Below are 22,822 nucleotides of genomic sequence, written 5' to 3' on the forward strand. Positions count from 1 at the left end.
GCCCCTAGCGGGGGCGGAAGAGCGCGCCTGCGGCGGAGGAGGTTACTGCGGAGCCAACCAGCACCAACACGGTGTAGAGAATGCCGGAAACACCCAGCATCTGCAGCAGCCAACCGAAAAACAGGGCGCCCACAACGGCGCCGCCAATAGCTACGAGCCAACGTTCCATGGGCCCCAACGTAGCAGGGTGCTATACTCCGGCCCTGTTGAAGGGGAGTAGCTCCCGAATCGGCGTGCTCGACATACTGGCCCTGCCACGGGGCCCGGGGCGCCGGCTCACCAGCGCGGTACACGGTGAGCGAGCGAGACCTTCGGTCCGAGTAACAACCGGTTCCGAAAGGGGTCTCACGCCGTGGAATCACCATCGCGCGCCGAAGAACAGCGCCTGCTCGAACGCTTCATGTGGCTCTCCATCGCGACTGCCGTGGTCACCATCCTCTTGAAGATCACCGCGGCGTGGGTGACCGGCTCCGTCGGCTTCTTTTCCGACGCGCTGGAATCCGTGATCAACCTCGTCGCCGCGTGCGTCGGCCTGTGGGCGCTGAAACTCTCCGCCAAACCCGCCGACGACAACCACAACTTCGGCCACGCCAAGGCGGAGTACTTCTCCGCGCAGGTGGAAGGTTCGCTGATCCTCGTGGCCGCGGCGGCGATTATCTACACCGCCGTCTCCCGCATCATCGACCCGCAGCCGCTGGAGCAGCTCGGTGTGGGCATGATCTTCTCCGTGGTGGCCACCGTGCTCAACCTCGTTGTGGGCATGCTGCTGGTGCGCGCGGGCCGCACCCACCGCTCCAGCACGCTCGAGGCTGACGGCAAGCATTTGCTTACCGACGTCTGGACCACCGTCGGCGTCATCGTCGGCATGGCACTGGTGTGGCTCACCGGGTGGGAGATCCTTGACCCTGTCGTGGCGCTGCTCGTGGGCGCGAACATTCTGTTCACCGGCTGGCGGCTGCTGCGCGGCGCGATGGCGGGGCTGCTCTCTGAGGCGCTGCCGCTCAATGAGATCGCGATTGTTCAGCAGTTCCTCGACGAGTTCGCCGGGCAGCACGGGGTGACGTTCACGTCCCTGCGCACCACCAGCTTCGGCCGCGACCGCCTCATCAACGTGGTGATGCAGGTGCCGGGTGACTGGACCGTGAGCCACTCGCACGATTTCGCCGACGATGTGGAAGCGGGCCTTGCAGCCGCCCTCGGCGGCGCGGAAACCATCGTGCACATCGAGCCGCTGGGCGTGGAAACCACAACCGGCCCGATGTGGGTGTAAATGCCGATTGGCTGAGGGCGGAGTAGCCTCTGTTGGCGTGAATCGCCAGACGCAATCCCAGCCTCGCCTGATTGTCCCCGACCTCGCCCGCGGCCTCGCGCTCGCGGGCATCGCCATGGCCAACGCGGTCCAGGCGTGGTTGCTCAACGGCTACGACGAGGCTGGCGGGCCGGGCTCCACCCTGGGTGGTGTCCGCGAGGGCAACGTCGCCGACCAGTTCGCCGCCGTGTTCTCGGCGATGTTCGTGCACGTGCGCGGCTTGCCGATGTTCTCCACCCTCCTCGGCTTCGGTATCGGGCTCATCGCGGCCAGCCTGTACCGCAAGGGCTACCCGGCGAAGGATGCGCGCCGCGTGCTGCTGCGCCGCTACGGCATCCTCGCCCTCTTCGGCCTCGCGCACATGTTCTTGCTCTTCATGGGCGACATCATGGCCGTCTACGGCGTGACCGGCATGGTGGTGGCGCTGCTCTTCACTTGCTCAACGAAGACGCTGCGCATCATCGCGTACCTTTCCCTGATCGCGAGCGCGCTCTTCGGCGTCATCGGTGCGGTTGGCCTGTACTTCTTCGAAGCCGCGGCGCTGCCGGTAGAAATGATGACCCTCACCACCGACATCACCAGCGTCGGCGACTACTTCCGCACCAACGCCACAGACGGCCTATTCATGCTGGCGAGCGTCCCGTTCGCCGTGCTGCAACTCGGCGGCCTGGTGCTCATCGGCTACGTCTGGGCGCGCGAAGGCTACTTGGTTAACGTCGACCAGCACCGCCGCATCCTGTGGACCTGGGTTGGCGTCGGCACCGCGATCGTATTGCTCATCGGCCTGCCGTGGGGGCTGAGCGGCATCGGTGTGCTCGACCCGCAGCTGGAGCTGTCCCTCTCCCTGCTCAACTCGAGCTTGGGCACGTTCACCGGCCCCGCCATTCTCGCTGGCCTTGCGCTTGTCACCAACAACATCCAAAAGGGTATGAACGAGCAGGTTGCCGAGACCGGCCGCTCCACCGCTCCGGCCTGGGCCTACCCGTTCGTGGCGCTGGGCAAGCGCTCCATGTCCGGCTACCTCGCGCAGTCGTTCCTGTTCATCCTCCTGGTCATGCCGTTCACGTTGGGGTGGGGGCTTCAAGCGTCGGTAAGCGGGAAGCTCCTGGTCGGCCTCGCGGTGTGGGTGATCACGCTCGCCCTGGCCGTGGTGCTGGAAGGCACGGGCACGCCGGGGCCGTTCGAGCAGGTGCACCGCCGCCTTTCCTACGGCCCGACGAAGCGACTCGAGCCCTACTCCCCCGCCGCGCTGCCGGTGGCGCCGGAGCTGGAGCAGCAGTCGCAGTAGTATCGGCGGGCATGGCTGAGGACAAGCACCCCGAGAACACCCCCGGCGGCCCGAGCGTCAAGGACGGCGAGCTGTACGAGAAGCTGCGCGAGGAGGGCAACTCCAAGTCCAAGGCGGCGGCGATCGCCAACGCCGCGGCGCGCGACGGACGCTCCGAGGTAGGCAAGCGCGGCGGCGAGTCCGCCTCCTACGAGGACTGGACGAAGGACGAGCTCTATGAGCGCGCTCAGGAGCTGGAGATTGAGGGCCGCTCCACCATGACCAAGGACGAGCTGATCGAGGCGCTGCGTGACTAAGCCGCCTGACCTGCGCTGCTACTTCGTCACCGGCCAGAGCGACGATCTTGCCCAGCGCTGCGCCGAGGCGGCCGCTGGCGGGGCGGGCATCATCCAGGTCCGCTCCAAGCCCATCTCCGCGCGCGATCTCTACGCGCTGGCGGAGGCCGTCGCGACTGCCGTGCACGCCGTGCGCCCCGAGGTGCCCGTGCTTATCGACGATCGCTTGGACGTCGCCCTGGCACTGCGCGACGCCGGTGTCGACATCGCCGGCGTGCACCTGGGCCAGGACGACCTGGACGTGCGCGCGGCGCGCCGCCTGCTCGGCCCGGACGCGGTGATCGGCCTGACCACGGGCACGCTCGAACTGGTGGAGGCGGCGAACGCGGACGCGGACGTGCTGGATTACGTCGGCTGCGGCCCATTCCGCGCCACGCCGACGAAGGATTCTGGCCGGGCGCTAATCGGGCTCGAGGGTTACCCGGAGCTTGCGGCGGCCTCGAAGGTGCCGATGGTGGCGATCGGAGACGTGACCGCCGACGACGCCTACGACCTCGCCCGCACCGGCGTGGACGGCGTGGCGATTGTGCGCGGCATTATGCACGCCGCGGACCCGCGGGCCTACTGCCAGCGCGTCGTAGCGGAGTTCGACCGCGGTGTGCGCTGAGCTGCCGCCAGCTCCTCGTCGACCAAGGCCTCGTACTCGGCGAGGGTCACCGCGCTGTCGTCGCGACGCGGAAGTGAGTAATTGTGCGAGACGTAGCGGGTGCCGTCGCGGTATATGAAGTGCAGATCGGACCCATCCTTCTCGATGCGGATGTAGCCGTCGGTGACCAGTGAGTGGCAGGCGCTGCAGAGCGGGAGCAGGTTGCCGACATCGGTCATGCCGCCGTTGGCCCACTCATCGATGTGGTGCATTTCCAAGAAGCGCGAGTGCCTGCAGCCGGGCGCTGCGCACTGCATCCCCCACATCACAACAAGCGCGTTGACCTGGCTCGGCGTTGCCAGACGGAACTGGCGCCCGGTCTTGATAATCAGGCCCTCCGCGTCCACGATGTTGTACCGCAACGCCGCGTTCGCCGCCACGTTCGCGATGGCTGACGACGGCACCCCGAGATTATTGGGAAGATACGCGCGGCCATCCTCCGTCATCACGATGTTGACGTGCGCCGCGGGCACCTGGAGGGGGCTCACCGGATGCGCGCGAACCATGTGCACCATTCCCATCAGGGAGGAAAGAAGGGCGCGACCTATCGGCAGCCCAAACCCCGAGGCCGTCTGCCTCGCCGGCCGCGCATCGGTGGCATTCGATTGATCACTGGCTACCTCTTCGATCGCAGCATCGATCTCTTCTTCGGTCAGTTGCCCGCCCTCACCCGGTGTGAGCTGGTCCAAGCCATAAAACGCGATCTCACCCAGCTTGAGCGCGGCCATGAGCGCCGCGCCGTCGATTGGATTGAGGCGCCCCCAGAACTTGACGTCGCCGTTGTCGGCGATCCCCAGGCGCAAGTAGCGTTCAGGCTCCTCCTCCCCGGCCCCACCGCCGCCGTACCTCTGCAATGCAATTTCAAGCTCGCTGTACCCCAGATCGAGCGCGAGCTGCACAAGCTCCGCCTCATTGTCCTCCGTGATGTACTTCAGCAGTAAACGCACCACTGAGTAACTCAACCGCCCCTCCATGAATTCCGCCTCTAGCAGCGGGTACATCCCGAGCCGCATAGCCACGTGCACGTACTCGTACGCGGAAGACTCAGACATTCCTAAACGGCGCTGCAATACTTGCGCAGTAGTGCGGGCCCCAGCGAACTGCGCTAGACCCAACTCCTCAAAGGAACGTATAAGCGCAAGCATTTCAGCCTTGCTTTTGGTTATGCGGACATGCTTGTCGACGATGCTTTCAAGCAACTCGGCGGCAAGCAGATCACCGGGGTTTGTGGTGGTCACAGTGGTCATTGCGGAGATCCTTTCGGAGTGTTTTAACGGTTTGGACCCACCTTAAAACCCGTGTCCTACAACCCGTTCTTAAAGTTCGCCCATATGTTCGATTACGGGCAAATCCCCTCCGCATTGCGGAGTAGTGGGCCCACACCAACTGATCCCTCCGCATTGCGGAGTAGTGGGCCCACACCAACCGTCTTGTTGCGGGGTTAGGCTTAGGCCGTGAAGATTTCCATCATCGGGGCCGGCATCATCGGCCTGTCCACGGCGCTGACGCTCGCGGATCGCGGCCACCAGGTCACCGTCCACGACCCAGCCCCGGGAAGCGGGGCTTCCCACCACGCGGGCGGCATGCTCGCGCCGACTGCGGAGGTCGTGTACAAGCAGGACCCGCTCTTCCCCCTCATGCTGGCCGCAGCCGAGTGGTACCCGCAGCTCATCGAGCTGACCCAGCGCTACAGCGACGTGGCCACCGGCTACCGCACCGACGGCACGCTGGTGGTGGCTCGCGACCGCGCCGACAACACCCACCTTGAAGAACTGACCGCCTACCAGCACCTGCACGGCATGGAGGTGGAGCGCCTGACCACCCGCCGCGCCCGCCAGCTGGAGCCGGCGCTCTCCCCCGCGCTCGCCGGGGCCGTGGAGATCACCGGCGACCATCAGCTTCAGCCCCGCCGTTTCACGCAGGCGCTTCTCGACGCCTGTGAGAAAGCGTCGGTAAGCATCGAGCCCTACGCCGTGCACGACGTCGACGAGGTGGACGCGGATCAGGTGGTGATCGCGGCCGGGCTCGGCGCGGCGGGCATTACCGGCTGGTACGAGGGCGAGCGCAACCCGCTGGACCTGCGCCCGGTGTACGGCGACATCCTGCACGTGCGGGTGCCGGAGCACCAGTATCCGCTGCTCACGCGCGTGGTCCGCGGGTTTGTGGAGGACCGCCCCGTGTACCTGATCCCGCGCGAGGATAAAACCCTGACCATCGGTGCGACGACGCGCGAGGACGGACGCGACCAGCCGCAGATTCAAGGCGTGTACCAGCTGCTGCGCGACGCGATCGAGCTCTGCCCGGCCTTGGAGGAATGCGATCTCATCGAGGCCACTGCGGGGGCGCGGCCGGGTTCCCCGGACGATCTGCCGTACCTCGGCCGCGTGAACGAGCGTGTCGTGGTGTCCACCGGGTACTTCCGGCACGGCATCCTGCTGGCCGGTATGGCAGCGCGCTGCGGGGCGGATCTGGTGGAACAGATTGACCCGCCGATATCGTTGGAAGCATGTGACCCCATGAGGCACAGGAGGTAAGCAGTGCGTATCACGGTGAATGATGACGTTCGCGACACCAGCGCGGCGAACGTTGAAGAGCTCGTCCGAGAGGTCCTCGGCGAGGTTCCGGCGGCCGGCACCGCGGTGGCGGTGGACGGCGATGTGGTGCCGCGTTCCGCGTGGGCGAGCACCGAGCTCGCAGAGGGCGCGATCGTGGACATCCTGACCGCGGTGCAGGGAGGCTAGGCCATGCTGGACATTGCGGGCAAGCAGTTCGGGTCCCACCTCATCATGGGCACCGGCGGCGCCAGCTCCATGGACATGCTGGAGCGCGCCCTCGTGGCGTCGGGGACCGAGCTGACCACGGTGGCGATGCGCCGCTACGCCGGCACCCCTGCCAGCGGCGAGTCGGTGTTTGACCTGCTCACGCGTCTGGACATCGCGCCGCTGCCGAACACGGCCGGGTGCCGCACCGCTCGCGACGCGGTGATTACCGCGAAACTCGCGCGCGAGGCGTTGGGCACGGACTGGGTGAAGCTCGAGGTCATCGCCGACGATCGCACGCTGCTTCCCGACGTCGTCGAAACCGTCGAGGCCTGCGAGATGCTTATCACCGAGGGCTTCACCGTGCTCGCCTACACCTCGGATGATCCCGTGGCCGCGAAGCGCCTCGAGGACCTCGGCGCAGCAGCCGTCATGCCGCTGGGCTCCCCCATCGGCACCGGCCTTGGCATTCTCAACCCGCACAACATCGAGCTCATCTGCTCCCGCGCCGAGGTACCCGTGCTTATCGACGCCGGTGTTGGCACCGCCTCCGACGCAGCGTTGGCCATGGAGCTCGGCTGCTCCGGCGTGCTGCTGGCCAGCGCGGTGAACCGCTGCCAGGACCCGGAGGCGATGGCCGTGGCGATGAAGCACGCCGTCGAGGCCGGCCGCTTGGCGCGCTCGGCAGGCCGCATTCCGAAGCGCGAGCACGCGGTGGCGTCGTCCAGCTTCGAGGGATTGGCCAGCTGGGCCGACCAGGTGCTGTAAACCCTAGGCACCGGCCTCCTGGCGGCGGATGGTGCCGCGGCGGGCGAACCAGGCGGCGATGAAGCTGAGCACGAGGGCCACGAGGACACCGAGGTTCGCGTCAGCCCAGTGCTCGCCCACGAGCGGAAGCAGGTAGCCCTGCCAGTTGTTCCACGCCGCCTCCTCGGCGAAAGCGTTGACGACCAAGCCCCAGCCGATCACCGACGAAACGGCCATGATCGCGATGGCAACCCAATCGACGTTGCCGTATCTCCCGGAAGCGTCGTAAAGCGAAGGCTCGTCGTAGTCCTGGGTGCGGGAGTAGATGTCCGCGATGAGGATGCCGGCCCAGCTCGCGAGCGGGACACCGAGGGTGATTAGGAAGGATTGGAACGGCCCGAGGAAGGACTGGGCGAAAAAGACGACGTAGATGGTGCCGAGGGTGAGGATAACGCCGTCGATGGCGGCGGCCGCGGGGCGCGGGATGTTGATGCCGAGTGTGATGAGCGTCAGGCCCGAGGAATAGATGCCCAGTACCGCGCCCGAGACAAGCGCAAGGACTGCGGTGATCAGGAACGGCACGAGAATCCAGGTGGGCAAGACGACGGCGAGGGCGCCGATTGGGTCGCCAGCGATCGCGTCCGCGAGCTGCGGGTCCGAACCGGCCAGAAGGAGGCCGAACGTGACCAGCAGAACCGGCGCGATCGCGCCACCGAGGGTATTCCAGAAGATGATCTTGCCGTCCGGGGTGTCGCGGCGCTGATAGCGGGACCAGTCGGCGGCGATGTTGATCCATCCGAGGCCGAATCCTGTCATCACCATCACCAGCGCACCGACTACGGAGCCGACGGAGCCGGCCGGGACCGACTGCACGGTCGCCCAATCAATCTGCGGGATGGTGAGCAGGACGTAGATGACGGTGACTGCGCCAGTCAGCCAGGTGAGCACCGACTGGAGCTTCATGATCGTGTGGTAGCCCAGCACCGACGCGGTGACGATCAGCGCCGCCACGATGACGGTAGCGATCACACTCGTGACCACGCCCGGGTTGCCGCCCAGCTGGCGAATCACGGTCGTGGTGGCCAGCACCGCCATGATGGAGAGGAACGTTTCCCAGCCGATCGACGTCAGCCACGAGACAACGCCCGGCACTTTCTGCCCGTTCACACCGAACGCCGCGCGGGAGAGCACCATCGTGGGAGCGGAGCCCCGCTTGCCGGCCACTGCGATCAGGCCACAAAGGAAGAACGAGAAGGTAATGCCGACGGCAGCGACGGCCGCGGCCTGCCAGAACGAGATGCCGAACCAGAGGATGAACGAGCCGTAGGAAATACCGAACACGCTGACGTTCGCGGCGAACCACGGCCAAAAGAGATCCGAAGGTTTCGCGGTGCGTTCGGTCTCCGGAACGATGTCGATGCCCAGCGTTTCAACCACCGGGACTTTTTGATCACTAGCCATGGGGAAACTCTACGGTAGGGTGTTCCAACTCCCATGCTGATGCACCGATTAGAATTCGGCCCTCGCGCTAGAGATGCGGGCGAAGAACATGCCCACGAACGGCGACCAACAGATGGTCCACGCCCAGTAGAACGCGGTTTTCCAATCTTTCGCTGATCAGTGCCGGAAAACTAGGATAGCGAACATGTCAGCTTCACTCCCCCGCGAGGAACTCGCCCGCACCGCGCGCCAGATGAATCTTCCCGGTTTCGGCCTCCCGGAGCAAGAGGCATTGCACAACGCGCACGTGCTGGTGATTGGCGCGGGCGGGCTCGGCTGCCCGGTAATGCAGGCGCTTGCAGCTACGGGTGTCGGTGAAATCACCGTGGTCGACGACGACGTGGTGTCCTTAAGCAACATCCACCGCCAGATCCTCTTCGGCGCGGTCGACGTGGGCCGCAAGAAGGTGGAGGTCGCCGCGGAACGCCTCCGCGAGCTCCAACCCGGCATCACGGTGCACGCCGTCGACGCGCGCCTCGACGAGTCGAACATCGTGGCGGCGCTGAAGGGCATCGACGTGCTTATCGACGGCAGCGACACCTTCACCACCAAGTTCCTCGCCGCCGATGCTGCAGAGATCACCGGCACTCCCCTGGTGTGGGGCTCGGTGCTGCGCTACCGCGGCGATGTGGCCCTCTGGTGGTCTGGCCCCGGCGCGCCCGCCGACGGCGTGGGCATGCGCGACCTCTACCCCGCCCAGCCCGACCCCGATTCGGTGCCGGACTGCGCCACGGCAGGCGTGCTCGGCGTGACGACGAGCGTTGTCGGCGGCCTCATGGCCACCGAGACCGTCAAGTTCCTGACCGGCGTAGGCGAGGCGAAGGTCGGGCGCCTCCACATGTACGACGCACTGACCGCGTCGGTGCGGCACTTCAATGTTGCGAGGGATCCCGGCCGCGAGCTGGTCACCGAGCTGGGTGTCTACGCCCAGGCGTGCGCCGTGCCTATCGACGATGGAGGGGACGCGCCTGGCGCTGCACTCATCAGCATGCTCGAGCGCGGCGCCGCCGTCTCGCTCGATGTGCGTGAGCCCCACGAGAAGGCGCTCACCGACATCGCTGTGCCCGGCCCGAACCTGCCGATGAGCGAGCTCGACGCGCCAGGCCGCGTAGACGAGGTACTCGATGTGCTCCCCGCCGGTGACGTCGTGGTCTACTGTGCCGGTGGCGTGCGCTCCGCGAAGTTCGTGGACCGCTTCCGCGATACAGCCCGCGAGCGCGGACTCACCCTGCACTCCCTTCCCGGCGGCGCCCAGCGGTGGGGAGCCCAGCTGGCATAGCAAAAGCGGCGCTCCGTGAAGAGCGCCGCTTTGGATCACCTGCGTGCGGACGCCGTAGAGAACTCCTTCCAAACCAAGTAATCCCTGGTTGTAGCAAGTAGAATTCGACAGATGGTGGAGACAAAACGCCGCTCGAAACAACGCCCGCCGGCGCTCGCGAGCAAAGGCCCCCAGCTCAGCAAAAAGCAGCTGGTGGGCCTGCTCTTGGGCGTGGCTTGCTTCCTCATCCCCTTCTTCATCCAGATCCCGGACCTGCCCACCCCCGGGCATCGGATGCTGTCAATCTTCCTACTCGCCATCGTCTTCTGGGTGCTCGAGCCCGTGCCGCTCACGGCCACGGCGGTGTTGGTCATCCTGCTGGAGGTCCTCTTACTCTCCGACGGCGCGCTAGTCGACCCCACCGGTGGAGATCCAGCACTAGCAGACCAGCTGCTTCCTGCATCCGCGTATTTCTCTGCGCTGGCCCACCCGGTCATCATCCTCTTCCTCGGCGGGTTCATGATCGCGCACGGGGCGGAGAAGTTCGGGCTCGACCGCAACCTCGCAGCGGTCATGTTGCGCCCCTTCCCGGACAAGGCGCGTCTGACCGTGCTGGGGCTCATGCTGATTACCGCCGTGCTCAGCATGTTCATGTCGAACACGGCCACCACAGCGACGATGTTCGCGGTCATCATCCCGATTCTCAAGACGCTGCCCGCGGGCAAAGCGCGCGCCGGCGTGGCGCTGTCGATCCCGCTCGCTGCCAACGTGGGTGGCATCGGCACCCCGGTGGGCACACCCCCGAACGCGATCGCGATCGGTGCGCTCGCCGAGCACGGCATCCGTGTGTCTTTCGTCGATTGGATGCTCATAGCGGTGCCTTTCATGCTGGTTGTCCTCGCCTTTGCCTGGGTATTTCTCTGTCTCGTTTTCATCCCCGCTGAAACCCGCATCTCCATCGAGATGCGCTCGAAGTGGAACACCGCCACCGACGCGAAACTCTTCTACGCCGTGGCAGGTCTGACCATCCTGTTGTGGATGAGCGAGCCGCTCCACGGCATCTCCTCCAACACCGTCGGCTTCATCCCCGTCGTGGCACTGTTGTGCCTGCAGGTGATGAGGGGCAAGGACGTCCAGGCACTTGACTGGCCGGTGCTGTGGCTCGTCTCCGGTGGTATCGCACTCGGCACGGGCGTGGGTGCGAGCGGCCTGGACGAGTGGCTCGTCGGTTCGGTCAGCTGGGAGGTCATGGGTGCGCTGGCGATCCTCGCCGTGCTGAGCCTAATCGGCTTCGGCATGGCGAACGTCATCTCGCACTCTGCGGCCGCCAACCTGCTGGTCCCACTGGCGGTCTCGCTGGCGCTCTCCCTCGACGGCATCGACCCGCTCGTGGTTGCCGCGGTGGTGGCGATCGCCTGCTCGCTGGGCATGTCGCTGCCAATCTCCACTCCGCCGAACGCGATTGCGTACGCCACCAAGGAGATCTCCATTCCGCAGATGGCGATAGTCGGACTCGTGGTCGGTACCGTGGCCACGCTGCTGTTGATCTTTGCTCTGCCTTCCGTTTGGCAGCTGATGGGGCTGGTGAGCTAGGTGCTGCCCCGTTCCACCCTCTCTATCGTGGGAAAGTCCCAGGCCACCCGCGACGTGCAGCAGGTGGTCAACGAGGCACTGGGCGCCACGCATGACATCCTCGCCGCCGATAATGTCGAGCACCTACGCTCGCTTCTCGACGGCAACCCGCTCGCGCTTGTCACCGTCACCGTCCACGAGGACGGCTTGGCGCCCGACCACCCGTTGCTGGAGCTGATCTCCGAGCCCGGTTTCGAGTACACCCGCGTCATGGTGCTGACCACCGCGCCAGAGATCGCGGGCCTGGATGCACTTACGGACATGGGGCGGCTCGACATGCTCGTGTTCGCCCCGGCGATCAAGGCAGAAGCACTCCTGCACAACATCCAGCAGCAGCTCAACCGCTACTGGTACATGCGCGCCAAGCGCGACCCCTCTATCGCTGGCACCTTCGCCCTGCCAGAGGTCACCGAACTGGACGTAGGGCTGACCGACCAGGAGATCATCAGCCGCATCATCCAGGCCGCCGACATGCACCTGGGCTACCAGCCGCGCCTGATTTTCCCGCCGGGGGTCTACCTGACCAAGGAGGGCCACTACGTCGAGGAGGTCATCTTCGCCCTTTCCGGCCAGGTGCTTTTACAGCGCTTTACCGACGCCGGCGATATCGTCATGCACCACGCCTCCACCGGCCACGTCATCGGGCTACTCGCCCTGGCGAGCAACCGGGTCGGCTTCTTTACCGCGCGTACCACCACCGAGGTCGTCGCAGTCCAGCTGCCCACCGAGCAGGTGGACTACCTCATCCGCCAGGAGCCGGAGCTTGCGCGCCTGTTCAATATCCTCTTCGTGCGCTCCTACGACCGCCGCCTGCGCCGCGCCGAGGACATCCAGATCGAGCAGCACGAACTCACCGCGCAACTCGACGACGAGCGCGCACGCTTGACGACGGCACTGCACAACCTGGAAGCAGCGCGCCGCGAGCTGATGAGCCAGGCGCGCTTCGCCTCCCTCGGCGAACTCGCCGCTGGCGTTGCCCACGAGCTGAACAACCCGATGGCGGCGATCGAGCGCACCGCAGCGCACCTCGCCGAAGACGTCGAAGGCCTGATCGCGTCCAGCCCCAACCGCAGGTGGCGAGACGCGACCAGCCACGCGCTGGAGGCGGCGCGCAGCTCGCACGCGGTAAGCACAAAGGAGGCACGCGCGCTGCGGCGCGAACTGACCGAGGTCACCGGCGATCGGGCACTCGCCCAGCGCTGGGTACTCGCCGGCTTGCACGACGTAGAGTTTGCCAAGCAGGTGCGCGCGAATCGAAAGCTGGAGTACGAGACGGTGGAGCACGCGGCGTCGATAGGCACTGCCCTGCGCAACCTCTCCACCGCATCGACCCGCATTACGCAGCTGGTGGCCTCGCTACGCGCATACGCGCGGCCCGACGGCGACCCGGTCACCGACGTGGACCTGCACCAAAGTATCGAGGACACGCTGCAGCTGATCGTCCACAAACTGCGCGGTGTGGAGGTCAAACGGGATTTTGCCGAACTGCCGCACGTGACGTGTACGCCCGGGCAGATCGCGCAGGTGTGGACGAACCTGATCTCCAACGCCGCCGAGGCGATCGAGGAGTCCGGCAAAGGCTCCACCATCACCATCCGCACGAGTGCCCCGAAGCCCGGGTGGGTGCGCGTGGAGGTCATTGACGACGGCCCCGGCATCCCGCTCGAGCGCATCGACAAGCTCTTCGAGCCCCGCTTCACCACGAAAAATGGGGAGGTCCGCTTCGGCATGGGTATCGGCCTGAGCATCTGCCGCAGCATCGTCAGCGCACATCACGGCACGATCGAACTGACCTCTTCAACAAATGGCACCTGCGCCACCGTTGGCCTGCCAATTGACGGCCCGCGCACACACGACGAAGGAGACACACCATGAACCTTGCCATCCTGATCCTCGAGGACGAGGCGGAAGTCCGCGCCGCCGTTGAGCGCGACTTGCTGCCCTTTGCTGAACACATCCGCGTGGAGGTCGCCTCCGACGTGGAGGAAGCCTGGGAGGTGATCGACGAGCTCACCGAAGACGGCGACGTGCTCGCCCTCGCACTCTGCGACCACCGCATGCCCGGCACCACCGGCGTGGAGTTCCTAGTCCAGATGATGGACGACGACCGCACCGCCGCCACCCGCAAAGTCCTGGTCACCGGCCAGGCGCAGCTGCACGACACGGTACGCGCGGTCAACGAGGCCAACCTGGACCACTACATTGCCAAGCCCTGGGACGTCGACGAGCTACACCAGGTGGTGCGCGCCATGCTCACCGACTACGTCGAGGACATGGACATCGATCCCCTGCCCTACCTCGACGTCCTCGACGCGACGCGCGCAATGGACCTCGTCCGCCGTCGCTAGAGGCGCGGGATCTGCGTCATGCGTACCCGCACCGATGAGTGGTTCCATTCTGAGTCCATCCCCTTGCTGCCGCCGTGTACCGGCCAGACGGCGAAGACCCAACCCCCGCAGTGGTCATGGGGCATGGCTTCGGCACACCCCGGGCAGTAGCCCTCTACACCTACGCGGAGGCATTCGCCAGTGCGGGCTACACCGTGGTGGTCTTTGATTACCGATACTTCGGCCGCGGAGAGTTCGCCGTCGCGGACAACGTTGCCGCTTTCGGCAATGAACGTCTCGACGGTTTCGCCGGATTCGGTACGGATATCGCCGAACAGGTCGCACAGCGTCGGAGCCTGCCCCCCGGAAAGTAGACACATGCGGCTTAACCCACGAAGAAGAACCCCACCAGCCTGTTGGCTGATGGGGTCCTGGGAGTTGGTAGCGGGGGCAGGATTCGAACCTACGACCTCTGGGTTATGAGCCCAGCGAGCTACCGAGCTGCTCCACCCCGCGTCGGGTGATATGTGATTTTCACCTGCTGCCGTTCCCGGCAACGTGCATTACTATACGTCGGCCCTTCCCGCACGCCAAATCCCCAGTTGAGGCGTAAATAACAGGCGTCGGAAAGCGGTGGGTGCACCTACAAGAAAGTTTTGCCACCAAACTACTTCTTTTTTAGCGAGCGTTATGTAACACTGTTGCGCGGATCAGATTTTGTGATCTGCAACTCACATTCCGACGCGCGTTCTACGCATCACACCCAAGGAGGTGTCATGGCGACTTCGGTCTCCGCCCCTGCGACCCCAAAGGGTCCGGTATTTACCCCGAAGGCACGTATTGTCCTTTGGCTTTGCATGCTTGCTGTTTATCTCGAGGGCTATGACCTCGCCATCATGGGTGTGGCCATCCCCGTGCTGAAGACGGATCCGAATTTCATGGCCACTACGGAGCAGGTCACGACGATCGCGACGCTCGGCATGGTCGGCATGATGGTTGGCGCCATGCTCGTCGGCCCCGGCGCGGACAGCCTGGGCCGCAAGGGCACCCTCATGGTCTCCACCATGATCTTCTCCATCTGCACCTTCTTCGGCGGCATGTCCCCCACCCTGTTCATCTTCGGCCTGCTGAAGGTCATTGCGGGTGTCGGCCTGGGCGCCGGTATCCCGAGCGCGATCGTCCTGGCTACCGAATTCGCAACGCCGCACCGCCGCAGCCTGGCCAACGGCCTGGTCTTCTTCGGCTACACCCTCGGCGCGCTCACCGTGGCGCTGCTCGGCGTGTTCATGCTCTCCTCCTTCGGCTGGCGCGCGCTGTTCTACATCGGCGGCATCCCGGGCTTCATCCTCGTCTTCCTCATGTGGAAGTGGCTGCCGGAATCCCCGGACCTGCTCCGCGCGAAGGGCCGCTTCACCGAAGCCCAGAACATCGTAGACAAGTACGGCCTGAGCTGGGTTGATGTCCACGCACCGCTCGTCGAGGTACACAAAGCACCAATGGTGGACCTGTTCCACCCGCGCTGGGCCCGCAACACCATCGCCGTCTACGGCGCCGCGTTCTCCGGTCTGCTCATCATCTACGCGCTGAACACCTGGCTGCCCATGATGATGCGCGAAGCCGGCTTCAACCTCGGCTCCTCCGCCTTCTTCCTGGTGGTCCTGAACATCGGTACCGCATTCGGCCTCTTCACCTCCAGCTACCTAGCGGACCGCTTCAACCCGCGCGTGATCGCCATCATCTGGTTCACGTTCTCGGCGATCTTCCTGTCGCTGATGCGCTTCAACGTGCCGGGTCTGATCTTCGTCATCGTCGCCATCGCGGGATTCTTCGCCATGAACGCCCAGGTGATCATCTACGCACTCTGCGCCACCACCTTCCCGGTGCGCCTGCGCGCAACCGCCATGGGCTCCATGGCCTCCATCGGCCGCCTCGGCGCCATCGCCGGCCCGCTGTTCGGCGGCATCCTGATCAGCCGCGGGCTGGTCATGCCGTGGGGCTTCTACGGCTTCGGCATTGTCGCCCTCTTCGGCGCCCTGTGCACCATCCTCACGTACAGCCCGAAGCAGGCCAGCGACGCCGCTGCCTCCGACATCGCGGCAACTGAGCAGCAGAAGGCGTAACCGCCACTCGGCGCTTACTGCAGGCCCTGGTAGTCGGCGACTGCCTTGTCCAGTGCGTCAAGGGCTCGGCCGTACTCCTCGAAGGAGCCGCCGCGGGCGCTCTCCAGGTTGCGCAGCGCGGTGTCGATGTTGCGCAGCGCCTCGTCCTGGTTCGCGGCGCCCGGGGTGCCGGCGTCGGCACGCTCCTCCGTCTCGTTCTCGCCCGGCGCGGTCGGGGACGCCATGTCGGCCTCGGTGCGGGTATCAGGTGCGCCCTCGTCCACCACGTCAATGTCCTGGGCAGCAGCCGGGTTGATGCCCACCTGGGACAGCGCCTGGGAAATGGTCGGGGCGTAGCCCACCTGGCCGCGGTAGAACACCAGCACGCGCAGCAGCTTCGGGAAGGCCGATTCCTGGTCCTTGCGCTGCGAGTAGATCGGCTCGACGTAGAGAATCTCGCCGCCGCCCACCGGCAGGGTGAGCAGGTTGCCGTTCTTCAGGTCGTTGGTGCCCTCCCACAGGGTGCGGTCGCGGGCCACCTGGTCGGAGGACATCAGGGCGTCCTGGGCCTGCTTCGGGCCCTGGGTCTGGGTGTTCGTCGGCAAGACGCGCACCGTGATGCGGCCGTAGGACTCCGGGTCGGAGGACACGGACATGTGCGCGGAGAGGAACTCGCGGTTCAGGCCGCGGAACGGGGTGATCAGCTGGAAGGACGCGTCGCCGGTCTCAGGGTCGGAAGCGACGATGTAGTACGGCGGCTGGGACAGCTGCTGGTTGTCTTCCTTCGCGGTCGGGTCGTTCGGCACGGACCAGAAGGCGTCGTTGTTGAAGAATACGCCCGGGTCATCCACGTGGTAGCGGGCAAGCAGCGCACGCTGCACCTTGAACAGGTCCTCCGGGTAGCGCAGGTGACCGCGCAGGTCGTCAGAGATCTCGGCCTCCGGCTTCACCGTGTCCGGGAACGCGCCCATCCACGCCTTGAGCACCGGGTCGGACTCGTCGAAGGCGTACAGCTCCACGGTGCCGTCGTAGGCGTCCACGGTGGCCTTCACGGAGTTGCGGATGTAGCCCAGGTCGTTGTTCACCAGGCGCTGGGTGGTGCCATCTGGGTTGAGGGCGTCCTGGGTTGCGTCGGTTAGCGCCGTGCGCGTGGAGTACGGCAGGCGCGACAGGGTGGTGTAACCGTCGACGATCCACTTCACGCGGCCGTCGATGACAGCCGGGTAGGTCTTGGAATCCGTCGTCAGCCACGGCGCGACCTTCTCCACGCGCTGGCGCGGGTCGCGGTCGTAGAGGATCTTGGACTCGCCGCCAACGCGGTCGGAGAGCACCAGGTTGAGCTCCTGGTACTTGATCGCGTACGCGATGCGGTTGATCCAGTTGCCCACGTTCACGCCGCCTTCACCGGTGTAGGTGTAGGTGGACGTGTCGGTGTCGTACTCGACCGGGCCCTGGCCGTTGTCACCGACAATGGCGTAATCCAAGTTGTCACTCGCGGAGGCGATCACCGGGCCGTAGTAAATGCGCGGCTCGTCGACGCGGATACCCAGCTCCTCAGCCTCGTCATTCTCGCGGGCGATGGCGTTGGTCTGCAGGTCGGAGACGGTGAAGATCGGCAGGCCGCCGCGGGTGGAGCCGGCGTCCTGCGCGGCGGCGTCCACGGTGTTCGCCTGGGCAGCGATGAAGCCGTTGCCGTGGGTATACACGGTGTGGCGGTTGATCCAGTCGCGCTGGTTCTCACTCAGGGAGTTCGGGTTCAGCTCGCGGGCCGCGACGACGAAGTCGCGCATCTCCCCGTCCACCTCGTAGCGGTCCATGGCCAGCTGGGCCGGGAAGCCGTAGAAGTTGCGCAGCTGCTGGTTCTGGGTGAACGTCGGCGCGATGATGTCCGGGTCCAGGAGGCGGATGTTAGAGATCGTCGCGGCGTCGTCGGCCACCTCGTTGTTGGAGATGCTGGAGCGGCCCCAGTTGTCCTCGTAGGTGACCTTATCGTCCGTCAGCCCGTAGGCGTAGCGGGTGGCCTCGATGTTGCGGCCGATGTACTCGAACTCCTTGGCCTGGCGGTTCGGCTTGACCGAGAACTGCTCCAGCAGCGCCGGCCAGACGTTGCCCACCACCAGGGAGGAGACGAGCATGAGCACGGTGGCCAGCACCGGGATGCGGAAGTCCTTGTACACCACGGACGCGAAGAACGCCGCCGCGACAAGCACCGCGATCACGGTGAGGATGATCTTGGCCGGCAGCATCGCGTTAATCGAGGTGTAGGACGCGCCGGTGAAAATGTCGTTGCGGGAGTAGAGCAGCTGGTAACGCTCAAGCCAGTAGCTGGCGGCCTTCACCAGCATCCACAGGCCGGCGGTGACGGCGAGCTGGATGCGGGCGGACTTGGCAATGCGCCCGCGCGCGCCGGTCACATTGTTGCCGATGGCGATGCCGCCCAGCAGGTAATGCCCGATCAGGCCGATCAGGAATGCAGCGATGAGCAGCATGGAGAGCATGTCCACCACCGCGGAGATCGCGGGCAGACTGAAGGCGAAGAAGCCGAGGTCGCGGCCGAACTCAGCGTCGTCAATGCCGAAGTTCCCGCCGTTCAACCAGAGCATGAACGTGCGCCACAAGCCCTGCCCGGTGAGGCCGGAGAACAGGCCGACCACAACCGGAACCCACACCATGAGGGAACGCACGCCCTTCTCCACCACCTCGCGCTGGCGGCTGTTGTCGGAGAAGGGATCGAACTGGGCCTTCGGCCGGCCCCGCCACGCGGCTTGCGCGGCCGCGAACGCGACACCGCCGCCGATCAGCGCGAAGACCACGAAGAGCACGACGCGGGTGAGGATGACGGTGTTGAACACGCTGCGGTAGTTCAGCTCGCCGAACCAGAGGAAGTCGGTGTACAGCCCGACCAGCATCGGCAGCAGGAACAGGACGAGGCCGATGATGCCGATGGTGACCCACAGCCCCGTATTTGGTTTCTTTGCACTCGGACGTGGCTGTGTAATGCGGGTGGCCAATCCAACTCCTTAGCGTTTGGGAAACTGCCCGTTTCGGCACGTACTAGGCTTCTAGCTTAAATACTTCAACGGTCGAGACAGCGAGAGGGTTCCCGTGCTCAAGCAACAGGCTTTGAATAAGGCCATGATGGAGGCCGTCGAGTTCGTGCACGCCGAGGGGTGGGAGGCGCCGCCGACGCTCTTCGCGCTCGTGCCCACGGAACTGCTCGTGGACGAGCTGGATGAGCTCGACAGGCTCGACGAGTCCCCCGCCGCCTCCCCGCTCACGCTGGTGGTGCAGGAGTTGCCGGAGCACATCCAGGCCGGCTCCGACGAGCTGGCGGACTACGTCGCCCGCGTCGCATGGCCCGCGCAGGTGGAGGGTGTCGTTCTCGCCCAGGAGATCATTTTCCGCGACACTTCGGATGAGGGTGCTGCCCCGCGCCCGGCCCGCCTGTTTTCCGGGGCCCTGCGTGACGACGATTGCGAGCAGACCCTCTTGCAGCTGCGCCTCAACGACGAGGAGCTGGAGGAGCGGGGCTTGTTCGCCCAGGACGAGATTGAGCTGCGCGGCGGCCCGAACGTCGCCCCAAACGTCATTGCTGCGCTGCGCTACAGCTTGTCGTTGGACCCCGAAGAACTGATTTAAGATATAGGCCTGATTGTCTGGCCCCAGCTAAGGAGCATCCCGGTGGCACATCCTTCCCGCATCCTGTCAGTCGTTGCGGCGCTGGCGCTGCTTCCCGCCCTGGCCGCGTGCGGGGACGAGGCGCAGACCACGCCCACGCCGGCGAGCGAGACCGTAGCGTCGACGACGGAGGCGACGACCACGGAGGCTGCGACGACCGAGCAGGCAACCTCAACCACGGCTGAAACGGCAACCACTGCGTCTTCGTCGCCGACGGGGACAACGAAGGCGTCGGCAAGCAAGAGCGCCGAGCCGAGCGAGGCCGCGCTGGTCGCGGAGGTTGCGGAGCGTTTTTCGACGCTTGCTCCGAAGGAGCTCTTCGACAAGCTGCAGGGCTGCACCGCGAGCGGTCTCGAGGGGTCGTTCGACTGTTCCGGTCCCGAGATCGGCCAGTTCCAATTCTTCGATTCGGAATCGAAGGCCGCCTCGACAACGCAGCTGCTCACGGAGCTGCGTTCCTCGCGCGTGGTGGAGGATAAAGGCGATCGAGTGGTGGGCTGGTCCGTGCTGGGCACGTCCGCGATCATCACCGTGGTGGACAACCGCGCCGGCCAGGTGATGCAGCAGCTCATTTCCACCGACCAGGAGGATCCGCGCAAGCGCATCTACGAGCTCGGCCTGGCGGAGCAGGTGGATGTGGTGTCCACCCCGGGTGCGCCTGCGCCGGATTCCGCGGGCGAGGCGACGACCGAGCCGAAGCCGGCGGGCTAGCCGCTACTTCGCGGGGCAGGTCGCCACTTCGCGGCCTGCGGCGAAATCATCCATCGCCTTCACGGCGTCGTCCAGCGTGGCGACGGCGGCGACCACCATCTCCCCGCTGTCCACCCGGCGCGCGTCGTTGCAGTTGCCCTCGGGTGCGAGGAAGAGCTCGACGCCCTTGTCGCGCGCGCCGGCGATCTTGTGGTCGATGCCGCCGATGGGGCCGACCTCGCCGGATTCGTCGATCGTGCCCGTGCCCGCGATGACGCGGCCCCCCGTGAGCTCGCCGGGCGAGAGCTTGTCGATAACGGCGAGCGCGAAGATCATGCCTGCGCTCGGACCGCCGACGTCGTTGAGGTTGTAGGTGACGCTCACGCCGTCGGCAGGCGCGGAGCTCATGAGAATGCCCAAAAGCGGGCGGGCGTCATCCTGCTCGTCCGCGCCGAGGGTGACGCTGAGCTCGTGCTCCTCCCCGCCCCTGCGCACGGTGAGGCCCACCCCGTCGCCCGGCGCGTGGGAGCGCACTGTCTCCTGCACCTCACCGGGTTTGGTGACGTCGCGCCCGGCGATGCTGAGGATCTCGTCGCCCGCCTCGAGTACGCCTGAAGCGGCGGAACCTTCGACCACGTCGTGCACCACCACGACCGTCGGGCGGCCGAGGTAGCGCATTGCGGCGACGGTGGCGGAGGCCTCGGAGGACACGAACGCTTGCTGGTTGTACTCCTTGATTTCGTCCTCGGAGAGATCCTTGGGGAAGACCTGGTTGATGGGCACCAGCGTGTCGCCGCTGCCGAGCCAGCGCCCGATTGCCTGCGGCAGCGTCATGTTCGTGCGCACCGAGACGGTGGTCATGTTGAGCACACCGGACGTGTCGTCGGTTTCCGCGCCGTCGATAGCCACGACCGGCTCCCCGCCCACCTCACCGAGCGTGTCGAACATCGGGCCCGGGCCCTGCGCCGCGTACGGCACCGCCAGCGAGATGTCGGTGCCCGGGATGTGGTCGAGAGACAGCGCCGCTGTCAGCAGCGCAACGGGGATTGCGCCCCACACCACAGTGGACCAGCGCCTGCTCCGCGCCCGCTCAGGTTCAGTCACGGCTACGAAGCATATAGGTAGTGTGGGCGTGTATGAGCAACGGATTCGGATTCTCCTTCCCCAACGACGACCGGGACGACGACCGCGACCGTGACCGGCGCGACGAGCCGCAGAACCCCTTCGCCGCGTTCGGGTTCGGCGGTGCCGGCCCCCAGGGCGGCGACGGCGGCCTGGGAGACATGCTGAACCAATTCGGCCAGATGCTGTCCGGCATGGGCGCGTCCATGAACTCGCAGGCCAGCGGGGACGCGGTGAACTTCGATATGGCGCTGCGCATGGCGCGCCAGCGCGTTGCCGGCAGCCGGGCGACCTCCGCGGGCGATGCGAAGGCCGTCGAGGAATCGGTGAAGCTGGCGGACCTCTGGCTGGACGAGACCACAACCCTGCCCGCCTCCAGTGCGAAGGCGACCGCGTGGAACGCGGAGGATTGGCTGAGCAACACCATGCCGATGTGGAAGCGCCTGGTGAACCCGGTCGCGGAGCATATGAACCGCGCGCAGCTGGACACCATGCCGGCCGAGGCCCGCGAGATGATGGGCCCGATGTCCGGCATGATGCGCCAGATGAACTCCATGCAGTTCGGCATGAAGCTGGGCCACGCGCTCGGCGATCTCGCGCAGCAGGCGCTCACCGGCACCGACTTCGGCCTGCCCGTGGCGCCGCGCGGCACGACGGCGATTCTGCCGGCCAACGTGACCGAGATCGCCAAGGGCCTCGACGTGCCGGGCCAGGAAGTAATCGTGTACACCGCTGCGCGCGAGGCTGCGCGCCAGCGCCTCTTCCAGCACGTGCCGTGGCTGGTGGAGCGCCTCGTCTCCGCCGTGGAGGAATACGCTGCGGGCCTGGAGATTGACACCTCCCACATCGAGGAGGTCGCCCGCAACCTGAACCTCGAGTCCGGCGACCCGCAGCAGATCCAGGAGGCGCTGCAGCAGCTGCAGGGCGAGGACCTTTCCCCGCGCGTCGGTTCGCGCAACGCGGGCGCCACCTCCCGCCTGGAGACGTTGCTCGCCCTCGTCGAGGGCTGGGTCGATGTCACTGTCGGCGCTGCGCTCGACGGCCGCATCCCGTCCGCGCCGCAGCTCGCCGAGGCGTGGGCGCGCCGCCGCGCCACCGGCGGCTCCGCGGAGCAGGCGTTCGCGAACGTCGTCGGCATTGAGCTCGGCGCGCCGAAGGTGCGGGAGGCGGCGGAGCTGTGGCGCCGCATCGAGAACGCGGTGGGTATTAAGCGCCGCGACGAGGTCTGGGACCACCCGGACTTCCTGCCGACGGCGGAGCACCTGGACAACCCGGCCGCATTCATTGACACGCTCCTCGACGACACGGCAGACAGCGACCTGGATGCCGAGTTTGCCAAGCTGGAGCAGGAACTGCGCGACAACCCGGAGCTCAAGCGCGAGGACGGCGACGGCACCGACGACGGCCGCGAGGACGGCACAGAGCTCTAACT

General features: G+C 66.1%; 21 protein-coding genes, 1 tRNA gene and 1 pseudogene. 16 read left to right on the plus strand and 7 right to left on the minus strand.

Going from position 1 to position 22,822, the window contains the following annotated elements; genetic code table 11:
• Window positions 1-4: 4 nt before the first annotated feature.
• Entirely contained in the window at window positions 5-169 is a 165-nt protein-coding gene (locus tag M5J20_RS06915) for a glycerol dehydrogenase (protein ID WP_253577891.1), read from the minus strand.
• Between the two features lie 231 nt (window positions 170-400).
• Here M5J20_RS06915 and M5J20_RS06920 point away from each other — a divergent pair, with 231 nt between their 5' ends.
• Genes M5J20_RS06920 through M5J20_RS06935 form a run of 4 tightly spaced genes read left to right on the plus strand, consistent with a single transcriptional unit; the run spans window position 401 to window position 3,539 of the window.
• On the plus strand, window positions 401-1,270 hold the full coding sequence (locus M5J20_RS06920) for a cation diffusion facilitator family transporter (protein WP_253578033.1): 870 nt from the start codon (window positions 401-403) through the stop codon (window positions 1,268-1,270).
• 37 nt (window positions 1,271-1,307) lie between these two features.
• The gene (locus tag M5J20_RS06925; protein WP_253577893.1) at window positions 1,308-2,597 is read left to right on the plus strand and encodes a DUF418 domain-containing protein; all 1,290 of its coding nucleotides are present in this window, start codon (window positions 1,308-1,310) and stop codon (window positions 2,595-2,597) included.
• An 11-nt stretch (window positions 2,598-2,608) separates the two neighbouring features.
• The gene (locus M5J20_RS06930; RefSeq protein ID WP_253577895.1) at window positions 2,609-2,893 is read left to right on the plus strand and encodes a DUF7218 family protein; all 285 of its coding nucleotides are present in this window, start codon (window positions 2,609-2,611) and stop codon (window positions 2,891-2,893) included.
• Window positions 2,886-3,539, plus strand: coding sequence for a thiamine phosphate synthase (locus M5J20_RS06935; RefSeq protein ID WP_253577897.1), 654 nt, complete (start codon window positions 2,886-2,888; stop codon window positions 3,537-3,539). Before M5J20_RS06930 ends, M5J20_RS06935 begins: the two co-directional genes overlap by 8 nt.
• Here M5J20_RS06935 and M5J20_RS06940 read toward each other — a convergent pair.
• Window positions 3,494-4,825 carry an HNH endonuclease signature motif containing protein gene (locus M5J20_RS06940; protein ID WP_253577899.1) on the minus strand — a complete coding sequence of 444 codons (1,332 nt, stop codon included), beginning with the start codon at window positions 4,823-4,825 and terminating at the stop codon, window positions 3,494-3,496. The two genes, M5J20_RS06935 and M5J20_RS06940, sit on opposite strands and share 46 nt — an antisense overlap.
• Before the next feature lie 207 nt (window positions 4,826-5,032).
• Between M5J20_RS06940 and thiO the strand changes: the two genes are divergently transcribed.
• The 3 genes from thiO to M5J20_RS06955 are packed head-to-tail and all read left to right on the plus strand — an operon-like array spanning window position 5,033 to window position 7,105.
• On the plus strand, window positions 5,033-6,112 hold the full coding sequence (gene thiO, locus M5J20_RS06945; protein WP_253577901.1) for a glycine oxidase ThiO: 1,080 nt from the start codon (window positions 5,033-5,035) through the stop codon (window positions 6,110-6,112).
• Between the two features lie 3 nt (window positions 6,113-6,115).
• The gene (gene thiS / locus M5J20_RS06950; protein WP_253577903.1) at window positions 6,116-6,319 is read left to right on the plus strand and encodes a sulfur carrier protein ThiS; all 204 of its coding nucleotides are present in this window, start codon (window positions 6,116-6,118) and stop codon (window positions 6,317-6,319) included.
• Window positions 6,320-6,322: 3 nt separating this feature from the next.
• Window positions 6,323-7,105 carry a thiazole synthase gene (locus tag M5J20_RS06955; RefSeq protein ID WP_253577904.1) on the plus strand — a complete coding sequence of 261 codons (783 nt, stop codon included), beginning with the start codon at window positions 6,323-6,325 and terminating at the stop codon, window positions 7,103-7,105.
• A gap of 3 nt (window positions 7,106-7,108) precedes the next feature.
• On the opposite strand, the gene M5J20_RS06960 is transcribed toward M5J20_RS06955, so the two are convergent.
• Window positions 7,109-8,545, minus strand: a complete 1,437-nt coding sequence (locus M5J20_RS06960) for a purine-cytosine permease family protein (RefSeq protein WP_253577906.1) — start codon at window positions 8,543-8,545, stop codon at window positions 7,109-7,111.
• A 57-nt stretch (window positions 8,546-8,602) separates the two neighbouring features.
• Window positions 8,603-8,683 (minus strand): annotated as a pseudogene (locus M5J20_RS11510) (BCCT family transporter); the annotation flags it as partial.
• 46 nt (window positions 8,684-8,729) lie between these two features.
• On the opposite strand from M5J20_RS11510, the gene M5J20_RS06965 reads away from it, so the two are divergent.
• The 5 genes from M5J20_RS06965 (at window position 8,730) to M5J20_RS06985 (ending at window position 14,175) form a co-directional block, all read left to right on the plus strand.
• Window positions 8,730-9,863 (plus strand): ThiF family adenylyltransferase, encoded by a 1,134-nt coding sequence (locus tag M5J20_RS06965; protein WP_253577908.1) that lies wholly within the window; start codon window positions 8,730-8,732, stop codon window positions 9,861-9,863.
• Between the two features lie 111 nt (window positions 9,864-9,974).
• Window positions 9,975-11,435, plus strand: a complete 1,461-nt coding sequence (locus M5J20_RS06970) for an SLC13 family permease (protein WP_253577909.1) — start codon at window positions 9,975-9,977, stop codon at window positions 11,433-11,435.
• A gap of 27 nt (window positions 11,436-11,462) precedes the next feature.
• The gene (locus tag M5J20_RS06975) at window positions 11,463-13,349 is read left to right on the plus strand and encodes a sensor histidine kinase (protein ID WP_253577911.1); all 1,887 of its coding nucleotides are present in this window, start codon (window positions 11,463-11,465) and stop codon (window positions 13,347-13,349) included.
• The gene (locus M5J20_RS06980; RefSeq protein ID WP_253577913.1) at window positions 13,346-13,822 is read left to right on the plus strand and encodes a response regulator; all 477 of its coding nucleotides are present in this window, start codon (window positions 13,346-13,348) and stop codon (window positions 13,820-13,822) included. Before M5J20_RS06975 ends, M5J20_RS06980 begins: the two co-directional genes overlap by 4 nt.
• A 74-nt stretch (window positions 13,823-13,896) precedes the next feature.
• Window positions 13,897-14,175 carry an alpha/beta hydrolase family protein gene (locus tag M5J20_RS06985; RefSeq protein WP_253577915.1) on the plus strand — a complete coding sequence of 93 codons (279 nt, stop codon included), beginning with the start codon at window positions 13,897-13,899 and terminating at the stop codon, window positions 14,173-14,175.
• 65 nt (window positions 14,176-14,240) lie between these two features.
• Here the strand turns inward: M5J20_RS06985 and M5J20_RS06990 are convergent.
• A tRNA-Met gene (locus tag M5J20_RS06990) sits at window positions 14,241-14,317 on the minus strand.
• Between the two features lie 341 nt (window positions 14,318-14,658).
• Between M5J20_RS06990 and M5J20_RS06995 the strand changes: the two genes are divergently transcribed.
• On the plus strand, window positions 14,659-15,921 hold the full coding sequence (locus M5J20_RS06995) for an MFS transporter (protein WP_253577917.1): 1,263 nt from the start codon (window positions 14,659-14,661) through the stop codon (window positions 15,919-15,921).
• Between the two features lie 14 nt (window positions 15,922-15,935).
• On the opposite strand, the gene M5J20_RS07000 is transcribed toward M5J20_RS06995, so the two are convergent.
• The gene (locus M5J20_RS07000; RefSeq protein ID WP_437177633.1) at window positions 15,936-18,857 is read right to left on the minus strand and encodes a UPF0182 family protein; all 2,922 of its coding nucleotides are present in this window, start codon (window positions 18,855-18,857) and stop codon (window positions 15,936-15,938) included.
• A 178-nt stretch (window positions 18,858-19,035) separates the two neighbouring features.
• Here M5J20_RS07000 and M5J20_RS07005 point away from each other — a divergent pair, with 178 nt between their 5' ends.
• Both M5J20_RS07005 and M5J20_RS07010 read left to right on the plus strand, forming a co-directional pair.
• Window positions 19,036-19,539, plus strand: coding sequence for a PPA1309 family protein (locus tag M5J20_RS07005; protein WP_253578037.1), 504 nt, complete (start codon window positions 19,036-19,038; stop codon window positions 19,537-19,539).
• A 42-nt stretch (window positions 19,540-19,581) separates the two neighbouring features.
• The gene (locus M5J20_RS07010; protein ID WP_253577919.1) at window positions 19,582-20,289 is read left to right on the plus strand and encodes a hypothetical protein; all 708 of its coding nucleotides are present in this window, start codon (window positions 19,582-19,584) and stop codon (window positions 20,287-20,289) included.
• Window positions 20,290-20,292: 3 nt separating this feature from the next.
• On the opposite strand, the gene M5J20_RS07015 is transcribed toward M5J20_RS07010, so the two are convergent.
• Window positions 20,293-21,372, minus strand: a complete 1,080-nt coding sequence (locus tag M5J20_RS07015) for a YlbL family protein (protein ID WP_253577920.1) — start codon at window positions 21,370-21,372, stop codon at window positions 20,293-20,295.
• 32 nt (window positions 21,373-21,404) lie between these two features.
• Here M5J20_RS07015 and M5J20_RS07020 point away from each other — a divergent pair, with 32 nt between their 5' ends.
• Window positions 21,405-22,820, plus strand: coding sequence for a zinc-dependent metalloprotease (locus M5J20_RS07020; RefSeq protein WP_253577922.1), 1,416 nt, complete (start codon window positions 21,405-21,407; stop codon window positions 22,818-22,820).
• Window positions 22,821-22,822 lie beyond the last annotated feature (2 nt).

Source organism: Corynebacterium stercoris, from assembly GCF_024160105.1.
Classification (GTDB): Bacteria; Actinomycetota; Actinomycetes; order Mycobacteriales; family Mycobacteriaceae; genus Corynebacterium; species Corynebacterium stercoris.

What these genes read in the sequence shown, in the direction of transcription:
- M5J20_RS06915 (WP_253577891.1), bottom strand. Translation starts at nt 169, where the DNA reads ATGGAACGTTGGCTCGTAGCTATTGGCGGCGCCGTTGTGGGCGCCCTG.
- M5J20_RS06920 (WP_253578033.1), top strand. Translation starts at nt 401, where the DNA reads ATGTGGCTCTCCATCGCGACTGCCGTGGTCACCATCCTCTTGAAGATC.
- M5J20_RS06930 (WP_253577895.1), top strand. Translation starts at nt 2,609, where the DNA reads ATGGCTGAGGACAAGCACCCCGAGAACACCCCCGGCGGCCCGAGCGTC.
- M5J20_RS06940 (WP_253577899.1), bottom strand. Translation starts at nt 4,825, where the DNA reads ATGACCACTGTGACCACCACAAACCCCGGTGATCTGCTTGCCGCCGAG.
- M5J20_RS06955 (WP_253577904.1), top strand. Translation starts at nt 6,323, where the DNA reads ATGCTGGACATTGCGGGCAAGCAGTTCGGGTCCCACCTCATCATGGGC.
- M5J20_RS06960 (WP_253577906.1), bottom strand. Translation starts at nt 8,545, where the DNA reads ATGGCTAGTGATCAAAAAGTCCCGGTGGTTGAAACGCTGGGCATCGAC.
- M5J20_RS06965 (WP_253577908.1), top strand. Translation starts at nt 8,730, where the DNA reads ATGTCAGCTTCACTCCCCCGCGAGGAACTCGCCCGCACCGCGCGCCAG.
- M5J20_RS06970 (WP_253577909.1), top strand. Translation starts at nt 9,975, where the DNA reads ATGGTGGAGACAAAACGCCGCTCGAAACAACGCCCGCCGGCGCTCGCG.
- M5J20_RS06980 (WP_253577913.1), top strand. Translation starts at nt 13,346, where the DNA reads ATGAACCTTGCCATCCTGATCCTCGAGGACGAGGCGGAAGTCCGCGCC.
- M5J20_RS06995 (WP_253577917.1), top strand. Translation starts at nt 14,659, where the DNA reads ATGCTTGCTGTTTATCTCGAGGGCTATGACCTCGCCATCATGGGTGTG.
- M5J20_RS07005 (WP_253578037.1), top strand. Translation starts at nt 19,036, where the DNA reads ATGATGGAGGCCGTCGAGTTCGTGCACGCCGAGGGGTGGGAGGCGCCG.
- M5J20_RS07020 (WP_253577922.1), top strand. Translation starts at nt 21,405, where the DNA reads ATGAGCAACGGATTCGGATTCTCCTTCCCCAACGACGACCGGGACGAC.